Source organism: Rhodobacter sp. JA431, from assembly GCF_900217725.1.
Lineage (GTDB): Bacteria > Pseudomonadota > Alphaproteobacteria > Rhodobacterales > Rhodobacteraceae > Rhodobacter > Rhodobacter aestuarii.
In genome coordinates, this window is the sequence record NZ_OBMP01000003.1 from 472,878 (window position 1) to 496,745 (window position 23,868).

General features: G+C 60.3%; 20 protein-coding genes and 1 tRNA gene. 15 read left to right on the plus strand and 6 right to left on the minus strand.

Features of this window, described 5'->3' with window-relative positions:
- Positions 1 to 6: 6 nt before the first annotated feature.
- Positions 7 to 249 (plus strand): DUF2484 family protein, encoded by a 243-nt coding sequence (locus tag CRO18_RS09095; protein WP_076483034.1) that lies wholly within the window; start codon positions 7 to 9, stop codon positions 247 to 249.
- A gap of 8 nt (positions 250 to 257) precedes the next feature.
- Here CRO18_RS09095 and CRO18_RS09100 read toward each other — a convergent pair whose 3' ends face one another.
- The gene (locus tag CRO18_RS09100; RefSeq protein WP_097081882.1) at positions 258 to 557 is read right to left on the minus strand and encodes a hypothetical protein; all 300 of its coding nucleotides are present in this window, start codon (positions 555 to 557) and stop codon (positions 258 to 260) included.
- Positions 558 to 797: 240 nt separating this feature from the next.
- On the opposite strand from CRO18_RS09100, the gene murB reads away from it, so the two are divergent.
- The 8 genes from murB (at position 798) to recN (ending at position 10,826) form a co-directional block, all read left to right on the plus strand.
- Positions 798 to 1,718, plus strand: coding sequence for a UDP-N-acetylmuramate dehydrogenase (gene murB, locus CRO18_RS09105; RefSeq protein WP_097081883.1), 921 nt, complete (start codon positions 798 to 800; stop codon positions 1,716 to 1,718).
- A gap of 149 nt (positions 1,719 to 1,867) precedes the next feature.
- Entirely contained in the window at positions 1,868 to 2,746 is an 879-nt protein-coding gene (locus tag CRO18_RS09110; protein ID WP_249276024.1) for a D-alanine--D-alanine ligase, read from the plus strand.
- Positions 2,734 to 3,693, plus strand: a complete 960-nt coding sequence (locus CRO18_RS09115) for a cell division protein FtsQ/DivIB (RefSeq protein WP_097081885.1) — start codon at positions 2,734 to 2,736, stop codon at positions 3,691 to 3,693. Before CRO18_RS09110 ends, CRO18_RS09115 begins: the two co-directional genes overlap by 13 nt.
- Positions 3,686 to 5,014 (plus strand): cell division protein FtsA, encoded by a 1,329-nt coding sequence (gene ftsA / locus CRO18_RS09120; protein ID WP_076483038.1) that lies wholly within the window; start codon positions 3,686 to 3,688, stop codon positions 5,012 to 5,014. The genes CRO18_RS09115 and ftsA overlap by 8 nt, the downstream gene beginning before the upstream one ends.
- A 204-nt stretch (positions 5,015 to 5,218) precedes the next feature.
- Positions 5,219 to 6,931 (plus strand): cell division protein FtsZ, encoded by a 1,713-nt coding sequence (gene ftsZ, locus CRO18_RS09125; RefSeq protein WP_097081886.1) that lies wholly within the window; start codon positions 5,219 to 5,221, stop codon positions 6,929 to 6,931.
- Positions 6,932 to 7,155: 224 nt separating this feature from the next.
- Positions 7,156 to 8,076, plus strand: coding sequence for a UDP-3-O-acyl-N-acetylglucosamine deacetylase (lpxC, locus tag CRO18_RS09130; protein ID WP_076483548.1), 921 nt, complete (start codon positions 7,156 to 7,158; stop codon positions 8,074 to 8,076).
- A gap of 217 nt (positions 8,077 to 8,293) precedes the next feature.
- Positions 8,294 to 9,139, plus strand: a complete 846-nt coding sequence (locus CRO18_RS09135; RefSeq protein ID WP_076483040.1) for an outer membrane protein assembly factor BamD — start codon at positions 8,294 to 8,296, stop codon at positions 9,137 to 9,139.
- 37 nt (positions 9,140 to 9,176) lie between these two features.
- Positions 9,177 to 10,826: a DNA repair protein RecN gene (gene recN, locus CRO18_RS09140; RefSeq protein ID WP_097081887.1), complete on the plus strand. Its 1,650-nt coding sequence runs from the start codon at positions 9,177 to 9,179 to the stop codon at positions 10,824 to 10,826.
- Positions 10,827 to 10,846: 20 nt separating this feature from the next.
- On the opposite strand, the gene CRO18_RS09145 is transcribed toward recN, so the two are convergent.
- From CRO18_RS09145 to CRO18_RS09160, 4 genes are all read right to left on the minus strand, one after another.
- A complete protein-coding gene (locus tag CRO18_RS09145; RefSeq protein ID WP_097081888.1) occupies positions 10,847 to 11,437 on the minus strand; it encodes a DUF1190 domain-containing protein in 591 nt (196 codons plus the stop codon).
- Between the two features lie 14 nt (positions 11,438 to 11,451).
- Entirely contained in the window at positions 11,452 to 12,678 is a 1,227-nt protein-coding gene (locus tag CRO18_RS09150) for a glutathionylspermidine synthase family protein (RefSeq protein WP_097081889.1), read from the minus strand.
- A gap of 101 nt (positions 12,679 to 12,779) precedes the next feature.
- Positions 12,780 to 13,634, minus strand: coding sequence for a universal stress protein (locus CRO18_RS09155; RefSeq protein ID WP_076483044.1), 855 nt, complete (start codon positions 13,632 to 13,634; stop codon positions 12,780 to 12,782).
- A gap of 16 nt (positions 13,635 to 13,650) precedes the next feature.
- Positions 13,651 to 15,141: a SulP family inorganic anion transporter gene (locus CRO18_RS09160; protein WP_076483045.1), complete on the minus strand. Its 1,491-nt coding sequence runs from the start codon at positions 15,139 to 15,141 to the stop codon at positions 13,651 to 13,653.
- 431 nt (positions 15,142 to 15,572) lie between these two features.
- Between CRO18_RS09160 and CRO18_RS09165 the strand changes: the two genes are divergently transcribed.
- Positions 15,573 to 15,662: transfer RNA gene (locus CRO18_RS09165), tRNA-Ser, on the plus strand.
- 238 nt (positions 15,663 to 15,900) lie between these two features.
- On the opposite strand, the gene CRO18_RS09170 is transcribed toward CRO18_RS09165, so the two are convergent.
- Complete coding sequence (locus CRO18_RS09170) at positions 15,901 to 17,199, minus strand: site-specific integrase (RefSeq protein ID WP_143128619.1); 1,299 nt, start codon at positions 17,197 to 17,199, stop codon at positions 15,901 to 15,903.
- Between CRO18_RS09170 and hsdR the strand changes: the two genes are divergently transcribed.
- From hsdR to CRO18_RS09190, 5 genes are all read left to right on the plus strand, one after another.
- On the plus strand, positions 17,142 to 18,881 hold the full coding sequence (hsdR, locus tag CRO18_RS18970) for a type I restriction-modification system endonuclease (protein WP_249276025.1): 1,740 nt from the start codon (positions 17,142 to 17,144) through the stop codon (positions 18,879 to 18,881). The two genes, CRO18_RS09170 and hsdR, sit on opposite strands and share 58 nt — an antisense overlap.
- Before the next feature lie 168 nt (positions 18,882 to 19,049).
- Positions 19,050 to 19,961 carry a type I restriction-modification enzyme R subunit C-terminal domain-containing protein gene (locus CRO18_RS18975; RefSeq protein ID WP_212710094.1) on the plus strand — a complete coding sequence of 304 codons (912 nt, stop codon included), beginning with the start codon at positions 19,050 to 19,052 and terminating at the stop codon, positions 19,959 to 19,961.
- Entirely contained in the window at positions 19,958 to 21,433 is a 1,476-nt protein-coding gene (locus tag CRO18_RS09180; RefSeq protein ID WP_097081891.1) for an N-6 DNA methylase, read from the plus strand. Before CRO18_RS18975 ends, CRO18_RS09180 begins: the two co-directional genes overlap by 4 nt.
- Positions 21,430 to 22,356, plus strand: a complete 927-nt coding sequence (locus CRO18_RS09185; RefSeq protein WP_097081892.1) for a GIY-YIG nuclease family protein — start codon at positions 21,430 to 21,432, stop codon at positions 22,354 to 22,356. The genes CRO18_RS09180 and CRO18_RS09185 overlap by 4 nt, the downstream gene beginning before the upstream one ends.
- Complete coding sequence (locus CRO18_RS09190; RefSeq protein ID WP_097081893.1) at positions 22,353 to 23,648, plus strand: restriction endonuclease subunit S; 1,296 nt, start codon at positions 22,353 to 22,355, stop codon at positions 23,646 to 23,648. Before CRO18_RS09185 ends, CRO18_RS09190 begins: the two co-directional genes overlap by 4 nt.
- Positions 23,649 to 23,868: the final 220 nt, after the last annotated feature.

The following is a 23,868-nucleotide window of genomic DNA, read 5'->3' on the forward strand; positions in this document are numbered from 1 at the left end:
GCCGCCATGACACTTTCGCTTGCCGTCGCCTGTCTTTGGGTGGTGGTGGCTTCGGTCATCGCGCTGGGGCCGCAACGCTATCATTGGCCCGCCGCTTGGGGGCTGATTGCTGTCGGCGTGCCGATTCTGGGCTGGGTCACTTGGACCAATGGCCCGATCTGGGGGCTTGTGGTGCTTGCTGGGGGCCTGAGCGTGTTGCGCTGGCCCGTGCGGCGGCTGTTTGCAAGCCTGAGCCGGGCCGAGCGCTAAGTCTTTCGTCAAGCAATGCTTTGTTGCGGTGCGGGCGGGTAAGCCACGCGCGATTGCGGACGCACGGCACGGCGCGCGGCCTCGGGGTCCATGCTCGGGCTTTCGGGGCGCAGCGGCGTTTGCGCTTCGCGCAGCCAGCGCGCGAAGATCAAGCCAAAAGCCCCGCCGACGACAAAGCCAAAAGCGGCGGCAACGGCAAAAAGCATCCAGTCGTGATAGCCAGCCGTGAGGCCAAGGACGATCACCGCTCCGGTGGTGACGGCCATGGAGACGGAAACCACGGTCAGGCGCATAAGCGGAAGGCGCATGATATTCTCCTGTGTTGGGCGCGTATTGAATGGGTGAAACGGTTGGCGCGCGCATTTAGTTGCACGCGATACGCAAATGTGAACCGGGGCAGGGGGCGCTTTCCCCGGCGATTTCCGCAAGTCGCATGGGAAAACGGCCTGCCTTCGACTTGCTCCAAATATCTAAGGGAGGAATGGGCCAAAGGCCCAGAGCGGCAGCGCCCCCTTGCCCCATTGGCCGCGCCGCGCTAGGGCAGGCTTATGGACAGCCTTTCTTATACCCCGCGTGGCGTGCTGACGCCGCAACGCTCGCTTGCCGATCTGACGTGGTTGCGCGTGGGCGGGCCTGCGGATTGGTTCTTTCAACCCGCCGATGAAGATGACCTTGCCGCGTTTTTGAAGGCACTGCCCGCAGATGTGGCGGTGTTCCCGATGGGCGTGGGGTCAAACCTGATCGTGCGCGATGGTGGCATTCGCGCGGTGGTGATCCGGTTGGGGCGGGGCTTCAACGGCATTGACGTTGCGGGCGAGACCGTCACCGCAGGCGCGGCGGCGCTTGATGCCCATGTGGCGCGCAAAGCCGCGCAGGCGGGGCGTGACCTCACCTTTTTGCGCACCATTCCGGGCAGCATTGGCGGCGCGGTAAAGATGAATGCGGGCTGTTATGGTTCCTATGTGGCCGATCACCTGATTTCGCTGCGCATCATCACCCGTGCGGGCGAGGTGCAAACGCTGCCCGCCGAGGCGCTCAATTTGGCCTATCGTTCCTCGCACTTGCCCGAGGGCGCGGTGATTGTTTCTGCCACCTTCCGCGCCGCGGAGGGGGAACCGGAGGCGTTGGAGGCGCGAATGGCGGATCAAATCGCCAAACGCGACGCGAGCCAGCCCACCAAGGAACGTTCCGCGGGCTCGACCTTCCGCAATCCGTCGGGCGCGTCTTCTACGGGCCGGGCCGATGACACGCATGAGTTGAAGGCTTGGGCGGTGATCGACAAAGCCGGAATGCGCGGTGCAACTTTGGGCGGCGCGCAAATGAGCGAAAAGCACTCCAATTTCTTGATCAACGCGGGCGGGGCCACGGCGCATGATCTTGAGCAATTGGGCGAAGAAGTCCGCAAAAAGGTTTTGCAGACGCAGGGAATTTCGTTAGAATGGGAAATCATGCGTATCGGCGAATATTGAGGCGCGACACGCAACTATAACAAGATGCATGGGGCAGCCCATGCGCAAACAAAAAGACCGGGATAGTCCCGGAACGCACGGGGACAACCCCGGCAGAGGCGAAAGTGGCGGGTATGTCGAGCAGGACAGCCCCCCTTGTGGCGGTACTAATGGGCGGACCCTCGGCTGAGCGCGAGGTGTCTTTGTCGTCCGGGCGCGAATGCGCCAAGGCGTTGCAAGCGGCGGGATACGACACAGTTGAGATTGATGCGGGGGCGGACCTCGCGGCGCGGTTGCAAAAGGCCGCGCCTGATGTCGTGTTCAATGCGCTCCATGGCCGCTTTGGTGAAGATGGCTGCGTGCAGGGTCTCTTGGAATGGCTGCGCTTGCCCTACACCCATTCGGGCGTTTTGGCTTCGGCCCTTGCGATGGACAAAATCCGCGCGAAAGAGGCGTATAAGGCAGCGGGTCTGCCGGTGGTCGAAAGCCGCTTGGCGACCAAAGCAGAAGTGGCTGCCGCGCATGTGTTGCCCGTGCCTTATGTGGTGAAACCGAATAACGAAGGCTCCTCGGTCGGCGTTTATCTGGTGATGGAAGGCGCGAATGCGCCGCCGGTGCTTGATGACGCCATGCCGGAAGTGGTGATGGTCGAAACCTACGCGCCGGGCCGCGAACTGACCTGTACTGTGCTGGGCGACCGCGCGCTTTGCGTCACTGAGATCATCACCACGGGTTGGTATGATTACGCCGCGAAATACACCGCAGGCGGGTCGCGCCACATCTGCCCGGCAGAGCTGCCCGATGATATTCGCGAAGCCTGCCGCGATTACGCTTTGCGCGCGCACAAGGCGCTTGGTTGCAAAGGCGTCAGCCGCACCGATTTTCGTTGGGACGAGACGCGCGGGCGCGACGGGCTGATTTTGCTTGAAACCAATACCCAGCCGGGGATGACGCCCACCTCACTCGTGCCCGAGCAGGCCGCCGCTGAGGGGATGGATTTTCCAGCACTCTGCCGCTGGATTGTGGAGGATGCCTCATGCGACCGCTGAGCGCTGATCCGCGATACCCGCGTGCGCCCGCTGTTGGGCCGCGCAGCCATGTGCAAATGGCGGCGCCGCAACAAAAGGCACCGAAAATGCGCCGTGCCGCGCCTTCGCGCCTCGCGTTCCGGCTGGAGCGGCTGTGGCTCACCCCGTTTGTGCGGCTTGTGACCCGGATCGGCGTGCCGGTTTTTTGTGTCACGCTGGGGTTGGGGCTTTGGCTTGGGGATTCCGGGCGCCGCGCCGATCTTGTGGAGCGCTATGAGATCGTGAAGGCGCAAATCCAAAACCGCCCCGAGTTTCGGATTTCTGAACTGACCGTCGATGGCGCATCGGCTGAGGTGGAAGACGCCGTGCGTGCGCTTTTGCCGGTGGGTCTGCCTGCCTCGCGCTTTGCGATTGATCTGGATGCTTATCGCGCTGCAATTCGCCGTCTAGATGCGGTGGAAAATGTGGCGCTTATGGTGCAATCGGGCGGCGCGCTGGAGGTGCGGGTGACCGAGCGGGTGCCGGTGATTTTGTGGCGCACCGCGACGGGAATTGAGATGCTGGATACCACCGGGCATCGCACCGCTTCCCTGACGCGCCGCGATGCGCGCCCCGATTTGCCGCTGATTGCGGGCTATGGCGCCGATAAAGCCGTGCCCGAAGCTTTGGCCATTTTGGCCGCTGCCAAGCCGATTTTGCCGCGTGCGCGCGGCCTTGTGCGGGTGGGCGAGCGGCGCTGGGACTTGGTGCTTGACCGTGATCAGCGCATCCTGTTGCCCGAAGAAAATCCCGTGCGCGCCGTGCAACGCACGCTGGCGCTCGATTCCGTTGAAGACCTGCTGAGCCGCGATTTTACCCGGCTTGATTTACGTAATGAAACCCGCCCGACGATCCGGCTGAGCGAAGCGGCTTTGACCGCGCTCCATGAGATCAAGGGCCTCACCCCAGCAAAGGCCTCCCATGACTGAGTTTCACCGGACTCAACGCGCCATGCGGACGATGCGCACCGCCGCCATGAGCCGCGGCGTGATCGCGCTTTTGGATATTGGCACTTCGAAAGTGTCTTGCTTGGTGCTGCGCTTCGATCCGCCAGAGCCCGCCAATGACACGGTGATCCCGCTTTATCGGCAATCTGCGATGCGGGTTGTGGGGGCGAAAACCATCTGCTCGCAGGGCGTCCGCTTTGGCGAGATCGACGCGATGGTCGAGACCGAACGCGCCATTCGTACCGTCGTGCAGGCGGCGCAGAAAATGGCCAATACCCGCGTGGACCATGTGATTGCCTGTTTTGCCGGGGGCGATCCGCGCTCATATGGGCTGGCGGGCGAGGTCGAGGTGGCAGGCAGCCATGTCGATGAACAAGATGTGGCGCGTGTGCTTGCTGCCTGTGACCTGCCCGATATTGGGATGGGGCGCGAGGTGTTGCATGCGCATCCGGTCAATTTCGCGCTCGATCACCGCTCGGGTTTAGGCGATCCGCGTGGCCATGTGGGCGGCGTGCTCGCGACCGATATGCATATGCTGACGGTTGATGCGGCGGCGGTGCAGAACATCATCTACTGTATCCGGCGTTGTGATCTGGAATTGGCGGGGATCGCCTCTTCGGCCTATGTCGCCGGGCTTTCGGCTTTGGTTGAGGATGAGCAAGAGCTGGGCGCGGCCTGCATTGATATGGGCGGCGGTGCCACGGGTGTGTCGATCTTCCTCAAGAAGCATATGATTTTTGCCGATGCGGTGCGGATGGGCGGCGATACCGTCACGCGTGACATCGCGGCGGGGCTACAAGTGCCGATGGCGATGGCGGAGCGGATCAAGACCTTCCACGGCGGGGTTTATGCCACCGGCATGGATGACCGCGAGATGATCGAGCTTTCCGCCAATTCCGGCGATTGGGAAAAAGACCGTCGCACCGTGAGCCGCACCGAGTTGATTGGCATCATGCGTCCGCGCGTAGAGGAAATTCTGGAAGAGGTGCGGGCGCGGCTTGATGCGGCAGGCTTCGACTATCTGCCGAGCCAGCAGATTGTGCTGACCGGGGGCGCGAGCCAAATTCCGGGCCTTGATATGCTGGCAGCGAAGATTTTGGGGCAGAACGTGCGCCTAGGCCGCCCCATGCGGGTGCAAGGCATGCCCGAGGCAGCGCGGGGTCCCGGTTTCTCGGCGATGGTTGGGCTCGCGCTTTTCGCCGCTTGCCCGCAAGACGAGTGGTGGGATTTCGAGATTCCCGTGGAACGAATGGGCGGGCGCTCTTTCCGGCGCGCGGTGCGTTGGTTCCGCGATAATTGGTAAGACAACCACAAGGGGAAGGCGGATTCGATTCCCCCAGATGATGGCGTATGCGCGAAATACCGCCAAGAGCGGCATTTAGACTGCCATATTTTGTGGAAAACTGATGTTTTTCGGGTGACGTAACCCGGAATCATCGGTAGTATTCTTCTAATTTCGGGGACAGTCGGCCGACACAAGGCCGTGCGAACACACAGGCGGACTCCTATGACCTTGAATCTGAGCATGTCAGAGCACGAAGACCTCAAGCCGCGGATCACCGTGTTCGGTGTTGGTGGGGCAGGCGGTAACGCCGTCAACAACATGATCGAGAAAGCGCTTGAGGGCGTTGAGTTCGTCGTGGCCAATACCGATGCGCAGGCCCTGCAACAATCGAAATCGCGTGCGCGCATCCAGATGGGCGTGAAAGCGACCGAAGGTCTTGGCGCTGGCGCCCGGCCGAGCGTTGGGGCGAGTGCTGCCGAAGAGACGATCGAAGAAATCGTCGATCACCTTGTGGGCGCGCATATGTGCTTCATCACCGCGGGTATGGGCGGCGGCACTGGCACGGGGGCGGCGCCGATCATCGCGCAAGCCGCGCGCGAGCTTGGTGTTCTGACCGTTGGCGTGGTGACGAAGCCGTTCCAATTCGAAGGCCCCAAACGCATGCGTCAGGCGGAAGCTGGCATCGAGGCGCTGCAAAAGGTCGTTGATACGCTGATCATCATTCCGAACCAGAACCTGTTCCGTCTGGCGAATGAAAAGACCACCTTCACCGAAGCTTTCGCGCTGGCCGATGACGTGCTTTACCAAGGCGTCAAAGGGGTCACCGACCTGATGGTCCGTCCCGGCCTGATCAACCTCGACTTCGCCGATGTTCGCGCGGTGATGGACGAGATGGGCAAAGCCATGATGGGCACGGGCGAGGGCACGGGCGACGACCGCGCCGTGGTTGCCGCTGAGAAGGCGATCTCGAACCCGCTCTTGGATGAAATCAGCCTCAAAGGCGCCAAAGGTGTGCTGATCAACATCACCGGCGGCTATGATCTGACGCTGTTTGAACTTGATGAAGCCGCGAACCGGATCCGCGAAGAAGTGGACCCGGATGCGAATATCATCGTCGGCTCGACGCTCGATCCCGATATGGAAGGCGGCATGCGTGTTTCGGTGGTGGCCACCGGGATCGACGCCGCGCCCGTGACGAACGAAATCCCGGTGCCGCGCCGTTCGATGGCCGAGCCGCTGAAACCGACGCCCGCGCCGGAACCGGCGAAGCCGACGCTGCAAGTGACCTCGGCGCAGCCGATTGCGAGCCAGCCCGCCGCGCAGCCCGAAGCCGCGCAGGGCTATGATCGCACGCTGTTCGAAGCGCCGACGGAAGCGCCCGCCGCCTACCAGCCGCCGGCGCAGCCGATGCAACCCGCGCAGCAACCGATGCGTCCGCAGCCCGCCGCGCAGGCGCCGCAGCCTGTGGCGCAACCGCGCCCCGCGCCGCAGCCTGCCGTCGAAGACGAGTTGCCGCCGCCGGCCTATCAATCGCGTCCGGCGCAACAATATGCGACCGAAGCCCCGGCCTATGATGAAGAAGCCAGCTTCGTGGCACCGCGTCCGCGCGCACCCGGCCAACCCTCGCCCGAGGCGCTGGCCCGGTTGCAAGCCGCTGTCAACAAAGTGCCCGCCGCTGGTGGCTATCAGCGCCCGGCGCAAGGTCAGCAGCCGATGGCAGCCAGCCGTGGTGCCGCGCCGCAGCAAGGCGCCGAGAAGGGCCGCTTTGGGATTAACTCCTTGATTAATCGCATGACGGGTCATGCGGGTGAGGGCGCGGCTGCGACTCAGCGCACCATGCCTGCCGCACCGCAGCACCAAGCTTACGAGGAAGAAGCCGAAACCGATCAAGATCGGATCGAAATTCCGGCTTTCCTGCGCCGTCAGGCAAATTGACGCATCACGAAATGTCGCATCAAGGCCGGGGAGACCCGGCCTTTTTCATTTTTAAATCATGCGCTTAGGGTGCTTTCGGCAGGGTTCTGCCAAACCGACCCGTCTATATTTCAGTTTGTTGCAAAAGGTGAATTGTTATGTGTGCGACCTGCTTTTAACTGAGCATGGGAACTCTGCTCCCTGTCGGAGGGTTCGGAGTGAAGGGAATGAAAGGTCGCATGATCGTGCAGACTACGCTTGCGAAATCCGTCGCCTTTGAGGGTGTTGGCCTGCATTCGGGGGAACCCGTGCGCATGGTGCTGCATCCGGCGACCGCTGATCACGGCATTATCTTCCGCCGCACCGATGTGCGCGGCGTGAACCCGCGTATCGACGCGCTGTGGAACCGTGTGACGCCGTCGAAACTGTGCACGCTGATCGAAAATGACGAGGGCGTCTCAGTTTCGACCATCGAACATATCATGGCGGCGTTGGCGGGGCTGGGCATCGCCAATGTTCTGATCGAGATTGACGGGCCGGAGGTGCCAATCGTTGATGGCTCTTCGGCGCCTTTCGTGGCGAAAATCCGCCGCGCTGGTTTGCGCACGCTGTCGGCACCGCTGACCGCGATCCGTGTGCTCAAGGCCGTGGAAGTGCGTGACGGGGAGGCCGTGGCGCGGTTGGAACCCGCGAATACACTGGAAATCGACTTCGCGATTGATTTCACCGATGCCGCGATTGGGCGTCAGGAAAAACGGCTCACCATGTCGAATGGCGCGTTCGTGCGCGAATTGATGGACAGCCGCACGTTCTGCCGTCAGGCGGATGTGGATTTCATGCGCGCCAATGGTCTGGCCCTTGGCGGCACCTATGAAAACGCCGTGGTTGTTGATGGCGAAAAAGTGCTGAGCCCCGGTGGCCTGCGCCACGCCGATGAAGCCGTGCGTCACAAGATGCTTGATGCGATGGGTGACCTTGCGCTCGCCGGTGCGCCTTTGATGGCGCGCTATGTTGGCTCGCGTGCGGGCCATGCGCTGACCAACAAGCTTTTGCGGGCGCTTTTTGCCGATCCGACGGCGTGGCGGCGGGAAACCTGCTCGTTGGAGCAGGTGCATCGTTTGCCCGGTGCGGGCGTTATGCGCCCGGCAGCGGTTGCGGCGCGCTGATCTTTCGATAATCTTGATCTTGCGGTGGGCCCTTCGGGGCCTTCTGCATTATGTGTGCCCCGTAGTGGTCACGGTTAAGAAAACCCGTCGTCTCAGGTGCGAAAGGCGTTTTGCGCAGCCGATTTTTCTGTGCTAGGACGAGCAGGACAGCGCCCCGTTTGGGGCCAAAAGCGATGTGCCGGAGCGAATCCGGCGGCAGAACGGGAAGAGGCAGGGCATGGCACTGGGCAGAACGGCGGCGCTTCGGGTCGGAAGTCTGGTGTTGGTTGCGACGCTGGCCGCGTGTGGCAGCTCGAATAAAGAACCACCGCTGGAGAACTTCACCGCAGAAGAGATTTACAAGCGCGGCGAATATGAGCTTGAGGTTGGCAACCCGCGCCGCCCGGTGGAAGCTTTGCGCTATTTCTCTGAGGTGGAACGGCTTTATCCCTATTCGGAATACGCCAAACGCGCGCTGATCATGCAGGCCTTTGCCCAGCATAAAGCCAAGAAATACGAAGATGCGCGCGCTTCGGCGCAGCGCTATTTGGACACATATCCGGGTTCGGAAGATGCCGCATATGCCAAATATTTGCTCGCGCTTTCGTATTATGACCAGATCGACGAGGTGGGCCGCGACCAAGGTCTGACCTTCCAAGCGCTGCAAGCTTTGCGCGCCGTGATCGAGGAATATCCCAATAGCGATTATGCCCGCTCGGCCGCGCTCAAGTTCGACCTTGCCTTCGACCATCTGGCCTCGAAGGAAATGGAAATCGGCCGCTTCTATCTGAAGAAGGGGCATTATACCGCCGCGATCAACCGCTTCCGCGTGGTGGTGGAGCAATATCAGACCACGACGCAAACGCCCGAGGCGCTGATGCGCCTGGTGGAGGCCTATCTTTCGCTTGGCCTGACCGATGAGGCGCAGACCGCCGGGGCGATTCTTGGCCATAACTTCCAATCCTCGCCCTTCTATGAAGACGCCTATAAGCGTCTGCAAAAGCAGGGTCTTGAGCCGGAAGCCAAGGGCACAAGCTGGCTGTCGACGATTTATCGTCAGGTCATCAAGGGCGAGTGGCTCTGACCGGGTAACCGGGGTCGGGGCGCATCCGGGGGCCAAGATGCTGCGCACGCTCGATATTCGAGACATGTTACTGATTGATCGGCTGGAGCTCGATTTCGCGCCGGGTCTCAATGTGCTGACCGGCGAGACCGGGGCCGGCAAGTCGATCTTGCTCGATTGCTTGGGCTTTGTGCTTGGCTGGCGCGGGCGCGCGGAACTGGTGCGCAAAGGCGCGTCGCAGGGCGAGGTGGTGGCGGTTTTTGATCTGCCCGCCGATCATCCTGCGCGCGGGGTTTTGGCCGCGGCGGGTTTGCCGGTGTCGGATGAGCTGATCTTGCGCCGGGTGAACAGCGCAGACGGGCGCAAAACCGCTTATATCAACGACCGTCGTGCCTCGGGCGATGTGTTGCGCAGCGTTTCGGCCACCTTGGTGGAATTGCACGGCCAGCAAGATGATGGTGGGCTGTTGAACGCACGCGGTCACCGCGCGGCGCTTGATCTATTTGCGGGGCATGACGGCCTTTTGGCGGCGACCCGGTCGGCTTGGGCGGCGCGCGCGGCAGCGGCCAAGCGGCTTTCGGCGGCGCAAGCGGCGCTCGCGGCGGTGAAGGGCGAAGAGGATTTTCTGCGCCATGCGGTGGCGGAGTTGGAAAAGCTCGCTCCCGAACCCGGTGAGGAAGATCGGCTTGATACGCAGCGCCGCGTCATGCAGGCGGCGGAAAAGATCCGTTCTGATGTGGCACGGGCAGCGCAAATGCTGGGCCTTGAAGGGGCCGAAGGCGCGATGCGCGACGCTGATCGCTGGCTGCAAGGAGCGGCAGATCGCGCGGAGGGGCAGTTGGATGCGCCTTTGGCGGCGCTTGAACGCGCTTTGATTGAACTGGGCGAGGCCTCGGCAGGGGTGGAGGCTGCGCTTGAGGCGATGTCTTTTGACCCGCGCGCGCTTGAAGCCTGTGAAGAGCGGCTGTTTGCCTTGCGGGCTGCGGCGCGCAAACATGGGGTGCAGCCCGATGAATTGGCCGATTTGACGCAGAAATTGTCAGACCGGCTTGCCGCACTTGATGCGGGCGAAGAGGGGATCGCCACGCTCGAGGCCGAGGTTGCGCAAGCGCAAGCGCGCTATCAGGCCGCCGCGGCGGAATTGTCAAAGGCGCGCCACGCGGCGGCCGGCAGGCTTGATGCGGCGATGGCGGCAGAGCTTGCACCGCTGAAACTGGAACGCGCGGTTTTCGCCACGCTGATCGGTGCGGGCGAGCCGGGGCCAGAGGGCAGCGATGCCGTGGCTTTTACCGTTGCGACGAACCCCGGCGCGCCTGCGGGGCCGCTTGATAAAATCGCCTCGGGCGGGGAGCTGTCGCGCTTCTTGCTGGCGCTGAAGGTGGTGCTCGCCAAAGGCGCGGATGCGCTGGTCTTGATCTTTGACGAGATTGACCGGGGCGTGGGCGGGGCCACGGCTGATGCCGTTGGGCGGCGTTTGGCAAAGCTATCGGAAGGCGCGCAGGTGCTTGTGGTCACTCATTCGCCGCAAGTGGCCGCACGCGGCGCGCAGCATTTCCAAGTGGCAAAATCTGTGGCCGATGGCATGACCACCTCGCGCGTGGTGCCACTTGCGCCCGAGGCGCGGGTGGATGAGATCGCCCGGATGATTTCCGGGGCCGAGGTGACCGACGCGGCGCGGGCCGCCGCGCAGTCGCTTTTGGCAAGCTAAGCGGTTTCGCCGCCCGTCGTTTACCCGCCCATCGAGCGCACGCCGCTTGTGGAGCGGGTGGCCGAAGACCCAAACCCACCGCGTTGCGCTGCCGTGGCTTTGGTCAGCGGCGGTTTGCCCACCGTGGTCGGCGCTTTGGTGAAGGCGCCCGCGCCGACTTTGCCTTTGCCGGTGTTATTGGCATAGGTGGTGCCTGCGGGGGTGGCGAAGCGGCCATCGGCGGTGCGATGCAGCGGTTGCGCGCCAAGACCACGCCCACCGCCCAGCATATTGCCCATCAGGTACCCCGCCAAAAGCGGCATGAAGATGCTGCCCATGCCGCTGCCGCCCGTCACCTGCTGCTCGCTGCCGCAATTGCCTTCGCCATATTGCGCCTCGCAGACCTCTAGGCTGTCATAGCGCGGCGCGGTTTCGGCATTGAGCGCCTGCGCCTCTTCAAAGCCTTGGCGGCAATCATCTGCAGAAAACAGGCTGCCCGACCCGGTGGCATCCAGGCAGCTTTGCAGGTCGGGGAAGGCTTGCGCATCAACGGTTTCTTCGCGGCAGCCCGCCAGCGCAAAGGCTGTGGCACCAACCAAAAACAGGGCGACAGAGGTGGAACGTTTGGACATTTGGGTCTCCGGGGTCAGTCGCGGATGAAATGGGGTTTGAAGCGGGACAGATCCTGCGTGATCCGGCTACGGTCTTCCCGAATACCAAGCGCGCAGCAGGTCTCGCCCACGATCCACGCGCCCAAAACGGGGCGGAAGCCACCCATTACCGGAAGCGGCTGATAGGCTTGCACGATCTTGGGGTGCTGGTCGTAGCTCGTATCGGCGGAAATTTCTGGCGCGTCCTCGCCGGGGTGAATGGCGATCGAGGCGCCTTCGCGCGAGAACAGCGGCTTTGTCACATGACCAACCTCAAGCGCCTTGGCCGCGCGGGCAAAGCGGGCGGCGAGTTTGGGCGGCAGGTTGCCGGTACCATCCAGCATCGGGGCGATGTCTTGCTCGAAAAACGCGGGCAGAAGGTTCTTATGCCCCTCGAACATTTCCCATAGCACCGGCAGGATGCCTTTGTTTGACAAGATCGCCTTCCACGGCGGCTCAATCATCAAACAGCCCGCGCTGGTGAGGTTTTGGGCAAACTCATCGCGCAGCAGGTCTTCCCATGGGTAAAGCTTGAAAAGCGTGCCAATCACCCGGTCTTGGTCATCCAAGAACTGGCCTTCGGTGCTGAGCGCGATCTTTTCCAGATCGGTGTAATGCGCGCCCATCCCCGCCTCGCGCGCGGCCCACCCCAGCGCCTCGACGGTGGCGTAATCCTCGGGCGCGCCGGAAATGGCGGTGAAATGGAGTTCGGTGCCGGGCTCAAACAGATCCGCAAAGCGGGCGACCAGAGCCTCATGCAGGCCGTTGAACTGATCATCGCCCTCTTGCAGCACGCCTGCGGCGATCTGATCTTCAAGCCATTGCCACTGGAAGGCCGCCGTTTCGTAAAGCGAAGTCGGCGTATCAGCGTTATATTCCAATAGCTTGGCCGGGCCTTCTCCGTCATAGGCAAGGTCAAACCGGCCATAAAGCGAGGGTTCTCCCGCGCGCCAGCTTTCGGCAATGTAATCGCGATGCGCTTCGGGGATGGCGAGCTTGTCGAGCAGTTCTTCGCTTTGCAGCACATGATCGACCGCTTGCAGGCACATGCCATGCAGTTCGGTCGCCGGATCTTCGATCTTGTCTTCGATCTCACGCAGGGTGAAGCAATAGGCGGAGCTTTCTTCCCAATAGGGCTCGCCATGCATATCGGCAAAGGTGAAGCCTTGTTCCTCGGCCTTGGCGCGCCAATCTGCGCGCTCGGGCAGGTCCATCTTCTGCACTGGGTTTCCTTTTTGTTAGCCCGTGGACACAGCGCCTATATGGGAAAATGCGCTTGCGGGTTCAAGCAAGAGGGGCAGGGCAGGGGCCCCGCCCGCACTCTTTAGCGCACCAAAAGCACCGGGCTGTGGCAGGTGCGGATCATCTCTGAGGTGGTGGAGCCCACAATCATCGTGCGGATGCGCGAATGGCCATATGCGCCCATCACCAAAAGATCGAAGCCCTCTTCCTCCTCGATCCGGCCGAGCACGGCAGCGGGTTGGCCGGGGATCACCTCTGCCGTGGCCTTGATGCTGGCCGCGCCCAAAAGGGCGGCGGCATCGTCAAGGCTGCGGCGCGCTTCGGGGGTGTTGTTGCCAATGGTGACAAGCCGCACCGAAAGCCCGGCAAAGAGCGGGCTGCGCGCCATAAAATCCACGGCCCGCATCGCCGAGGGGCCGCCATCCCACGCGACCAGCACGCGCTCGACGGGTTTGAAGGCCCGCGCGGCCACAAACACCGGGCGGTGGCTCGCGCGCACGATCCGCTCAAGGTTTTGGCCCAAAGCACGGTCGGGCTTTTCGGCGGTTTCGCCGCGCTTGCCGATCAGCACCATCGTGGCGGCCAGATCTTGTTCGCCCACGGTTTCGGCAATCTCGCCATGGCGCAAATGCGGCGTCACGGCCTCAACGCCTGCTTCGCGGATCACGGTGGTGGCGTCATCCAAAATGGCGCGGCCTCGATGCGCCACCAGCTTGGCGCGTTGCTCATCAAGGCTGGCAAGCTCTTCCATCAGCGCGGTGCGCGCGCCCAGCTTGATCGATCCGGAATAGTCTGAAGGCGCAGAAGCCTCACGCGGGCCCAGCACATGCACAAGGTCAATGGCGGTGCCGGTGCGCTTGGCGATCCAGGCGGCGTATTCACACAGGCTATGCGAATAGATCGAGCCGTCGACGAAGGCGATGATCGTGTCGGTCATGGGTCTTTCCTCCGCCTCAATGCGCATTCAGCTTATCAAGCGCATCCGGTTTGTCATGCAGCGCCAGTTTGTCCACGATGGTCTCGGACGCTTCGTTCATACCGACGATCTCAACCGTGGCGCCATCGCGGCGGAACTTCAACACGGCCATGTCGAGCGCGGCAACGGACGAAATGTCCCAGATATGGGCGTGGCTCACGTCGATGGTGACGTGTTCAAGCGCTTCCCGGAAGTCGAAGGCGCGCATGAAATCTTCGACACTGGCGAAGAAAAGCTGCCCCTCAATGCGGTAGGTGCGCGCGCGGCCATCGGCGGAAAGCGTCGATGTGACGCGGAAGAGTTGGGCGATTTTGGCGGCAAAGAAAATGCCTGAAAGCAGCACGCCCAGCACCACACCAATGGCAAGGTTATGGGTCCAAACCACTGCCGCAACGGTGGCGAGCATCACGATGGAGCTTGAGGTCGGGTGGCTGCGCAATGCCTTCATTGACGACCAAGAGAACGTCCCGATCGAGACCATGATCATAATGGCCACCAGCGCCGGCATCGGGATACGCCCGACCCAATCGCCCAAAACCACGCAGAAGAACAAAAGCATCACCCCGGCGGTAAAGGTCGAAAGCCGCCCCCGCCCGCCCGATTTCACGTTGATCATTGACTGGCCGATCATCGCACAGCCCGCCATGCCGCCAATAAAGCCGGTGGCCGCATTGGCCAGACCTTGGCCGATGCATTCTTGGTTCCGGTCCGAATTGGTGTCGGTCAGGTCATCAACGATTTGCTGCGTCATCAGGCTTTCCAAAAGCCCCACCACGGCCACGGCGACCGAATAGGGGAAGATGATTTGTAGCGTCTCAAAAGTGAGCGGAATGTCCGGGATCAAGAAGACCGGCAGCGTATCGGGCAGCGCGCCCATGTCGGACACCGTGCGCACATCCCAGCCAAAGAAGATGGTGAGCGCGGTCAGCACGATGATCGTCACAAGCGGCGAGGGGACCGCGCGGGTGATGAGCGGGAAAAGATAAATGATCCCAAGCCCTGCCGCGACCAGCGCATAGGTCATCCAGGTCACCTGACGCGGGTCCAGTTCAGGCAATTGCGCCATGAAGATCAAAATAGCGAGCGCATTCACAAAGCCCGTCATCACCGAGCGCGAGACAAAGCGCATCACCCGGCCGAGTTTGATCACCCCGGCGCCAATCTGGATCAGCCCCGCTAGCACCGTGGCAGCCAGCAAATATTGCAGCCCGTAATCGCGCACCAGCGTCACCATCAAGACCGCCGTTGCGGCTGTTGCCGCCGAAATCATCCCCGGCCGCCCGCCGGTGATCGCCGTGATCACCGCAATCGAGAAGCTGGCGTAAAGGCCCACCTTCGGGTCAACGCCTGCGATGATGGAAAAGGCGATGGCTTCCGGGATCAGGGCTAGCGCCACAACAAGGCCGGAAAGCACATCGCCGCGGATATTGCCCAGCCATTGGGCGCGATAGGCAGAAAGGGACAGCATGGAAAACCTCTTCGACGACCGGAGGGCGCGGATCGGGCGCGGGCCGGTGGGGTGGGGTTTGCGTTCGGTGGTCAGTTGGCGGGCATCCGGCGCAGGGGCGCAGGCGCCCCGCCGGGACGGTTCGGCCCTCCCTAGCCAGCCAAGCCGCCCTTGCCAACCCCGCAAGGCGCGAAATCCTGCGCAGCGGCGGGGATGGTGGCTTTTTGAGCAAGACGGGCAGGGGATGCCATGCCATTGAGCGCGCCCCAATGGGGGCGGATCGCTTTGCGCGCCGGGGCAGGGGGTGTTGGTTACCAAGGTCAGGGCGTGCGAAGCGTCTCGCCTTTGTCGCGCGCAAGATAGAGCGCGGAAAACGCATCCTTTTCGCTGCGGCCTCCAGCCACAGAAAAAGGCTCTTGTTCTACCCGCCCGAGCCGCATATACGGGGCGACGGAGACGTGGCCGAGTGGTCGAAGGCACACCCCTGCTAAGGGTGCAGGCGGGAAACCGTCTCGAGGGTTCGAATCCCTTCGTCTCCGCCATCCTCCACTCATGAAAATTATACCTTATTCGTCAATGGGTTAGCGAGCCTCCATTTCGTAGATCACCACACGTTATCACCACACGTTTTCAGGTTATCGCCCATCACTTATAGCCGCTTGCCAAGCTAGTTCGCGACGAGAGCGGTTCGAGTAATGAGAGGGCCACCGTCGCATCACTCAGCCCAAAATACCCGCAGTACCGAGTCGATCATTAGGATTGGCGCGACATAGGCAGAGATCACGCCCCGAGGGCGGGGAACGTCGATCTCGCAAGGGACACCTCCCCGAGCGCAACGACTGTTTTCTGCACGATCCGATGGAAAATATGCTGACGATTTGCGGAGTCATAACCTCCCAAAGCGGAGATTGGGTTGCCGAACTTGTCCTTAGTTAGCCCGCCAAGCACATAGCCATCCTGACTTTCTGCACAAAGCCGGGTGATGAGCGGATAGAGTGCCGGGTGGATCGGCACCTCACGCTCCCCCGCTTCGGTTTTGTCGTTCACTTTGAGAGATCGATCAGTCACATCCTCGACGCGCAGCGAGCAAAGACTTTCGATTCTGCATCCTGTCCACATTCCCAGTTGGATCAAGTTGGCAAGCTGCTCATCTCGCCTCTCTTCAGCGGCGCGCAACAGCCTTACGACGTCCGATGTCTCGAAAGGCCGATAGTGCTTCGCCTTTCCGGGTCGATTTCGTCCCCGTTCAGACACACGCAGCACGCCCGCGAAAGGATCCTCGCTCGCGCGCATTATGCCCTCGTCCTGAAGATAACGCCAATATCCTCGCACAGCGGAAAACATGCGCTGCAAGGTGTTGTCGGCAACGTTCTCTTCCCGCAGCATCTGAACCCAGCGCCGTACGAAGTCGATGGTCACATCCGAGGAGGTTTCGAAGAAGTCGGCAAATCGCTGCAAACTGGTTCGATACAGTTCAATCGTTTTCGGCTTTGCTGACTTTGCCTTTTCTCTCAGGAAGGCCTCAATGTGATCGTGCAGCGGGATATACTCGCCCATCGCGATATCAACGAAGAGCTCACCAAGGCGGATCCCCTCGGGGTCGTCAAGATCGTAGGGGTTGCGCTCTTCGCTCGCCTCCTCCTTCATCTGTGCAATAACGATCTCACGCGAAGTGGGCACGGCATTACGGATCCGTTCTCGCCAGAATTCAGCCCTGCGTCGCACTCGGGCCTCCCGCTCCTCGCGTGACGGATTTCTCCCTGGGCCTCTCCTCGCGTTTTCGATCCTCTCAAGCCAAACGAGATCGAAACCCGCCGCAATCCGCTTGGCTTGTTCAAGATCACCAGCGCCCGTGCTCTTTAGAAAACGCCGCTGGCCAAATTTCTTCTGAAGGTCTTTTGGGATGTCCCTTATGGCATAGTAGAGCTGACCGCCTGCGCTCCGATGAGCGACTACGCCGCGAGAGAGACGATGCGCTGACAGTTGCCCAAAAGGCACAAGAACAAAGGAAACAAGCTCTTTTGGATGCTGAAAGCGCCGAGGCGAGGCACCAACGTGAGCTTTCTGAACGACAGACATGGGAGGCCTTGGCACAGGAAGCAGACAAAGAGCTGCAAGAGCTGGCGGCACGGGTTCAGGTGCAGACTGCTGCGCAAAAGATGGAGTTCGTACAGGCTTCAAACGCAGCCGTTGGGGCCATCGACCTCGATGAACAATCAACGCGAGAACTGATTGATCAGCAACTCCGGGATCGCGGGTGGGAGGCCGACAGTTCGGAACTGCGATACGGCAAGGGCGTACGCCCCGCCAAAGGAAAAAATTTGGCAATCGCTGAGTGGCCAACTCAATCCGGTCCAGCCGACTATGCCCTTTTTGTCGGCGAAAACTGCGTCGGAATTGTTGAGGCGAAGCGGTACCGCAAAAACGTCTCTGCCGCGATTGATCAGGCTGAAAGGTACTCAAGAGGAATTCAGGGTGTCGGGAATAATGAAAAGTGGAATGATGAATTTATTGTTCCATTTGTTTTCGCCACGAATGGACGCCCATACCTTAAACAGGTCGAAACCGAGAGTGGTATTTGGTTTCGAGATGTCAGATTGCCGCAGAACCTTCGGCGCGCGCTCATGGGGTGGTTCTCGCCCGATGAACTGGTTTCCATGTTGGAAGTGGAAAAAGACAAAGCTCAGGCTGCCTTGGAAGCCCGATCCTTTGATTTTGGTTTTCAGCTTCGCCCCTATCAGAAAGCCGCGATCCAAGAGGTCGAGAAGACGCTTGGCACAGAGAAGCGCGAAATGCTGGTGGCAATGGCAACGGGGACCGGGAAGACCAAGCTGGCCATTGCAATGCTGTACCGTCTGTTGGCCACGAAGCGGTTCCGTCGCATCTGCTTCGTCGTGGATAGGTCAGCGCTTGGCACGCAGACAAGTGACGAATTTATGAGCACTGCCATTGAGGGACCGAAGACCTTCGGGCAGCTGTTCGGTATGAAAGGGCTTGAGGACATCAAGCCGGACCCGGAAACACGGGTGCACATTTGCACTATTCAAGGGTTGGTGAAGCGCGTTCTTTACAACAATGATCCCGCAGATATTCCGCCGATTGGTCAATATGACCTGATGGTGATTGACGAGTGCCACCGTGGCTATTTGCTGGACCGGGAAATGTCGGATGCAGAACTGAGCTTCCGAAGTCAGGATGACTACGTCTCGAAGTATCGTCGGGTATTGGAGTATTTCGATGCGGTGAAGATCGGGCTAACGGCCACGCCAGCACTGCACACCGCGCAGATTTTTGGTGATCCAATTTATACCTATACCTACCGAGAGGCCGTCGTTGACGGGTGGTTGATCGACCATGAACCGCCAGTTCGTTTTCAGACAGCGCTAAGCAAGGCCGGCATCACTTTTGAGGCCGGAGAAGATGTGGAAGTCATCGACAGTCAGACGGGAGAAATCGACAATGTCACGACCCCGGACGAGCTGAACTTTCAAGTTGAAGCCTTCAACAAACGGGTGATCACGCAGCCGTTCAATCAGGTGGTAGCAGAGGAGCTGGCAAAGCATATCGACCCTAGTCTGGACGGAAAAACGCTGGTGTTTGCAGCCACGGACGCCCATGCGGATATTGTGGTGAATGAGTTGAAGAAGGCATTTGCGGCGCAGTATGGGGCAATCGAAGACGCAGCCATCCGAAAGATTACGGGCAGCGTAGACAAGGTTGGGGCGTTGATCCGGTCGTTCCGAAATGATGCCTTCCCGTAGATCGCCGTTACCGTTGATCTGCTGACCACTGGTATCGACGTTCCGAAGATCACCAATCTCGTTTTCATCCGGCGGGTGAATAGCCGCATTCTCTATGAACAGATGCTGGGGAGGGCTACGCGTCGGTGTGACGATATCGGGAAGGAGGTCTTTCGCATCTTTGACGCCGTGGATCTCTACGCGTCTTTGCAGGACCTGACGCAGATGAAACCGGTTGCCAGCAATCCCAAGCTAACATTTGAGCAGCTTTTTGATGAGCTTGCATCGGTTGATGAAGATGATCAGCGGGAGCTTGTGCGCGATCAGGTACTGGCCAAGCTACATCGCAAACTCAGAAAACTGCCAAGCAAGGTGGCAGAGGCCATAAGGGAGCTTACGGGAGAAACCGCAGAGGAATTGCGGGACCGATTAAAGAACCACACACCCGAGCAGGCCGCTGCATATGCCAAACGGTTCGCTGGTTTGGGCAAAATACTTGATTGGGACCCGGATGGATCAGGTCCGAACCTCGTCCCGATCTCACACCATGAAGATAGAATGGAAGCCGTCACCACCGGCTACGGTGAGTACGAAAAACCCGAGGATTTCTTGGACACCTTCACCTCATTCGTGAAGAACAATCAGAACAAGATCGCGGCGCTTTCAGTCGTGGTCCAGCGGCCAAGAGAGCTTACGCGTACAGAATTGCGGAACCTGCGGCTTGAGCTGGACAAGATGGGTTTTTCAGAAACGAGCCTGCGCCGCGCGTGGAACGATGCCTCAAACGAAGATATCGCCGCTTCGATCATTGGTTTCGTCCGACAGGCGGCCTTGGGCGACCCCTTGATCCCGTTTGAAACTCGCGTGCAATCCGCTACAAAGGCGATCCTAGCCAAGGCCAAGTGGACTGACCCACAGAAGACTTGGTTGCGGCGTATCGCCGAGCAAATCACAAAAGAAATCGTCGTGGACCGCGACAGCATCGACCAAGGCACCTTTGCCGCACAGGGGGGCTTCAACCGCCTCAACCGGGTGTTCAACGGTCAGCTGGAAACCATCCTCCACGACTTTAACGAAGAACTCTGGAAAGTGAGCGCATGAACCCGAACACCGCTGAAATCGTCGCCAAGCTCTGGCGCGAATGCAAAACCCTACAGTCGGCGGGCGTGTCCTATTCGAACTACGTCAACGAACTGACCTACCTGCTGTTTCTCAAAATGCTGGAGGAAACCGGGCAAGAAACCCGCCTGCCGAACGGGCATTCTTGGCGCAAACTGGCCTCGATTGAGGGCGGGGACCAGCTCGAATACTACAAGGCGATGTTGCTAGAGCTGGGCAACCCGAAGAAGACGACAGACCCGGTAACGCTGGCGATCTTCACCGATGCCATGACCCATATCCGCCTGCCCAAGGACCTCAAGACGCTGACAACGAATATCGACAAGCTCGACTGGTTCACGGCTCGTGAAGATGGTTTGGGCGATCTCTACGAAGGGCTTCTGGAGAAAACGACCTCTGCCACCAAGTCCAAGGCTGGCCAATACTTCACGCCCCGTGCCCTGATCGACAGCATCATTCGCTTGGTCAAACCGCAACCCGGCGAGATTGTCCAAGACCCCGCTGCTGGCACGGGCGGGTTCCTGATCGCCGCAGATCGCGCGATCAAGGATACCACCGACGACCTGTTTACGCTGTCCGAAGAGCAGGGTAATTTCCAGCGCCGCCTTGCCTTCCGGGGGCACGAATGGGTGCCCGATACCCACCGCCTGTGCGTCATGAACATGCTTCTGCACGGGATCGAAAGCCTCGTGGGCTGCGAAGACAGCTGCGCGCCACAGGGCGAAACGCTCGGCAAGGCCGATGTGATCCTGACCAACCCGCCGTTCAACAAGATGTCGGGCAATGTGAACCGCCCGGATTTCACCCTGACAGCGGGCGAACGCGTCGGCCCCATGCCTTTCCTCGAACATGCCGTGCGCAACCTCAACAAGGGCGGGCGCTGCGCCATTGTCATGCCCGACAACATCCTGTTTGGCGACGGCACGGGCACCGAGCTGCGCCGCTTCTTGATGGTGAACTGCGATCTGCACACCATCCTGCGCCTACCCACGGGCATATTCTATGCCCAAGGCGTCAAGACCAACGTGCTGTTCTTCACCCGGGTGACGGACAAGGTCTATCCGGCTAACCACGGGCAACAGGCCACCAGCGATGTTTGGTTCTACGACCTGCGAACCAACATGCCGTCCTTCGGCAAGACCAATCCGCTGACGCCACAACACTTCGATGAGTTTGAAAGCCTCTTCGGCCCCGATCCCCTCGGCGGGTCTGACCGCGAAGAGCAAGGCGAAGACAGCCGCTGGCGCAAGTTGACCCGAGAACAGATCACCGAGCGCGGCGACAACCTCGATTGGACATGGCTGCGTGATGAAAGCGGCGATCCCGAGGATGACATGACCGAGCCGGACGAAATCGCCGCCACGATCATGGGCCACCTGCGTGCCGCGCTGGACGAGATCGAAGCGCTAAGCGAAGAACTGGAAGACAGCCCCGTCGTCGAGGCCGTAGAATGAGCACGGGAGAGACCTTCGGGCGCACCATCCAGCTCTTCCTTGTCGATGGCAAACCTACCGGCCTGCGCAAGGCGACGATCCACGGCTGGACGGGCGTGGTACTTGTCTCCAGCCAATCGACATTCGCCAGCCTCACCAGCCGCGAAGAGGTGGACCGTACCGGCGTCTATGTCCTCACCGGCCCCGACCCAGACAAGCAGGGCATGACCCGCGTCTATATCGGCTCGGCCAATTCCGTGCGCGAGCGGATCAAGCAAAGCGCCGAAGAGCGCGAGTTCTGGGAAACCGCCATCGCCGTAACTACCAGCGATGATGACCTGTCCAAGGGCCACGCCGAATACCTTGAAGCGCGGCTGATCGAACTGACGGCGCAGGCGGGCCGCGTGACGCTCGACAATGGCACTCAGCCCGATACTAGCCGCCGCAGGCTGCCCGAGGCGGACGTGGAGAATATGGAGCAATTTCTGGCGAACTTGAGGATCGTCCTACCGGTGATCGGGCTGGACATGCTCAAACCACAGCCCCGCGCCGTGACACAAACCGCCAAACCGGTGGAGGAACGCACCACGGGAGATGTCCAGTTTGAAATTCGTCACAAGACCGGGGTGCAGGCCACGGCGGTAGAAGAAGACAGTGAATTCATCGTATTGGAAGGCTCAGAGGCACTCTCGAACGCGGGTTATGCCTATCTGGCAAGCCGCGCGCTTAAAGACCAGCTGATACAGGAAGGTGTTTTAATACCGCTCTCTGAAGGTAAATTGACCTTTACAAAACCTTGGTCATTCTCAAGCCCCTCAAGGGCTGCTGGGATCGTCTTAGACCGGCAAGCGAACGGTCGCACTGAGTGGAAGGTGAAAGGCTCCAAGCAGACCTATCACGACTGGCAACAGGCGCAGGCCGCACAGCAGGAGGCGGCCGAATGAGCGAGCTGCCTACGGGATGGACCGAAGCCGAGATCGGCGAACTTTGTGATCTGATCAATGGGCGCGCTTTCAAGCCAACCGACTGGACCGAAAGCGGGCTGCCAATTGTCCGTATTCAGAACCTCAACAATCCGGACAAGCCATTCAACAGGTTTGATGGCGAGGTCCGCGAGCGGTTCCTGATTGACAGCGGTGATCTGCTTTTCGCGTGGTCAGGGACGCCGGGCACTTCTTTTGGTGCTCACGTTTGGACAGGTGGTCCCGCCGTTCTCAATCAGCACATTTTCAACGTGAAGTTCGACCGTGAGAGCTTGGACAGAGAGTTCTTTCGCCACGCAATCAATCAGAAGCTCAATGAGCTGATTGATAAAGCGCATGGTGGGGTTGGGCTGCGCCATGTGACAAAGGGAAAGTTTGAAGAAACGAAGGTATCACTCCCCCCACTCCCCGAACAACGGCGGATTGTGAGGAAACTCGACACCCTCGGTGCCCGCACCACCACCGCCCGCACCCACCTTACCGCCATCGCAAAGCTGGTTGAGCGATATCGTCAGTCTGTAATCGACGCTGCGTTTGCTCAATTCGAACTGACTGTTCCGCTACTCGACTTGGTGGATCGTGACACAGGCATTCCTTACGGGATTGTCCAGACTGGGGAACATCAGGTAGGAGGAATTCCCACTGTTCGCGCCGGTGACATCAAAGGTTTCCGACTTATGGAAGAGGGTCTGAAGCTGGTTGACCCAACAATTGCAGAGCAATACGAACGCACTCGGTTGGAGGGTGGAGAAGTTCTAATCGCAATTCGAGGGTCGGTTGGCGAAACCTGTGTTGTTCCTAATTCGATGCGTAGCAACAACATCAGCCGTGAGGTTGCACTCATACCTGTTGATGACAATACAGATGCTAATTTCATCATGTATTTTCTGCGCTCAGGGCAAGCGGCGCAGTTTATTAAGGCGAATATCAAAGGTGTCGCCCAGACCGGAATAAATCTGAGAGATTTGAAACGGTTGCCATGTCCTGACTTGGAGCAACCAGAACAACGCGAAATCGTCCGACGGATCGAAACCGCCTTCGCCAAGATCGACCGCCTCGCCGCCGAGGCCGAGAAGGCCCTGAAACTCACCGACCGGCTGGATCAACGCATCCTCGCCAAAGCCTTCGCAGGTGAGCTTGTCCCCCAAGACCCCACGGATGAACCCGCCGCCGAACTCCTCGCCCGCATCCGCGAAACCCGCGCCACCGCCCCCAAACCCAAACGGGGCCGCAGGAAGAAAGCAGAGGCGTAAGCAATGGCACGCCGTATACCCGGACAGAGAATTGAGGGTGCACCAGAGATCACGGTGAAACCGGGCAATGTGCCGGGTAGCTGGGATGTGTATCTGAAGCCTTCAGAAGAACGCATCAAGGACGGGGTCGTCGCATCGAAGGCAAAGGTGAGAAGATCGGCGACTTTCTCTACAAGAACAGCGTCAACAACAACGCTGCTCTTATCGAGATCAAAAAGCC

Coding starts and splice junctions, on each gene's coding strand:
- CRO18_RS09145 (WP_097081888.1), bottom strand. CDS start 11,437: ATGTCCAAACGTTCCACCTCTGTCGCCCTGTTTTTGGTTGGTGCCACA.
- CRO18_RS09170 (WP_143128619.1), bottom strand. CDS start 17,199: ATGTCTGTCGTTCAGAAAGCTCACGTTGGTGCCTCGCCTCGGCGCTTT.
- recN (WP_097081887.1), top strand. CDS start 9,177: ATGCTGCGCACGCTCGATATTCGAGACATGTTACTGATTGATCGGCTG.
- CRO18_RS09160 (WP_076483045.1), bottom strand. CDS start 15,141: ATGCTGTCCCTTTCTGCCTATCGCGCCCAATGGCTGGGCAATATCCGC.
- CRO18_RS09155 (WP_076483044.1), bottom strand. CDS start 13,634: ATGACCGACACGATCATCGCCTTCGTCGACGGCTCGATCTATTCGCAT.
- CRO18_RS09100 (WP_097081882.1), bottom strand. CDS start 557: ATGCGCCTTCCGCTTATGCGCCTGACCGTGGTTTCCGTCTCCATGGCC.
- CRO18_RS09095 (WP_076483034.1), top strand. CDS start 7: ATGACACTTTCGCTTGCCGTCGCCTGTCTTTGGGTGGTGGTGGCTTCG.
- murB (WP_097081883.1), top strand. CDS start 798: ATGGACAGCCTTTCTTATACCCCGCGTGGCGTGCTGACGCCGCAACGC.
- CRO18_RS09115 (WP_097081885.1), top strand. CDS start 2,734: ATGCGACCGCTGAGCGCTGATCCGCGATACCCGCGTGCGCCCGCTGTT.
- CRO18_RS09185 (WP_097081892.1), top strand. CDS start 21,430: ATGAGCACGGGAGAGACCTTCGGGCGCACCATCCAGCTCTTCCTTGTC.
- CRO18_RS09135 (WP_076483040.1), top strand. CDS start 8,294: ATGGCACTGGGCAGAACGGCGGCGCTTCGGGTCGGAAGTCTGGTGTTG.
- ftsZ (WP_097081886.1), top strand. CDS start 5,219: ATGACCTTGAATCTGAGCATGTCAGAGCACGAAGACCTCAAGCCGCGG.
- ftsA (WP_076483038.1), top strand. CDS start 3,686: ATGACTGAGTTTCACCGGACTCAACGCGCCATGCGGACGATGCGCACC.
- CRO18_RS09180 (WP_097081891.1), top strand. CDS start 19,958: ATGAACCCGAACACCGCTGAAATCGTCGCCAAGCTCTGGCGCGAATGC.
- CRO18_RS09110 (WP_249276024.1), top strand. CDS start 1,868: ATGGGCGGACCCTCGGCTGAGCGCGAGGTGTCTTTGTCGTCCGGGCGC.
- CRO18_RS09190 (WP_097081893.1), top strand. CDS start 22,353: ATGAGCGAGCTGCCTACGGGATGGACCGAAGCCGAGATCGGCGAACTT.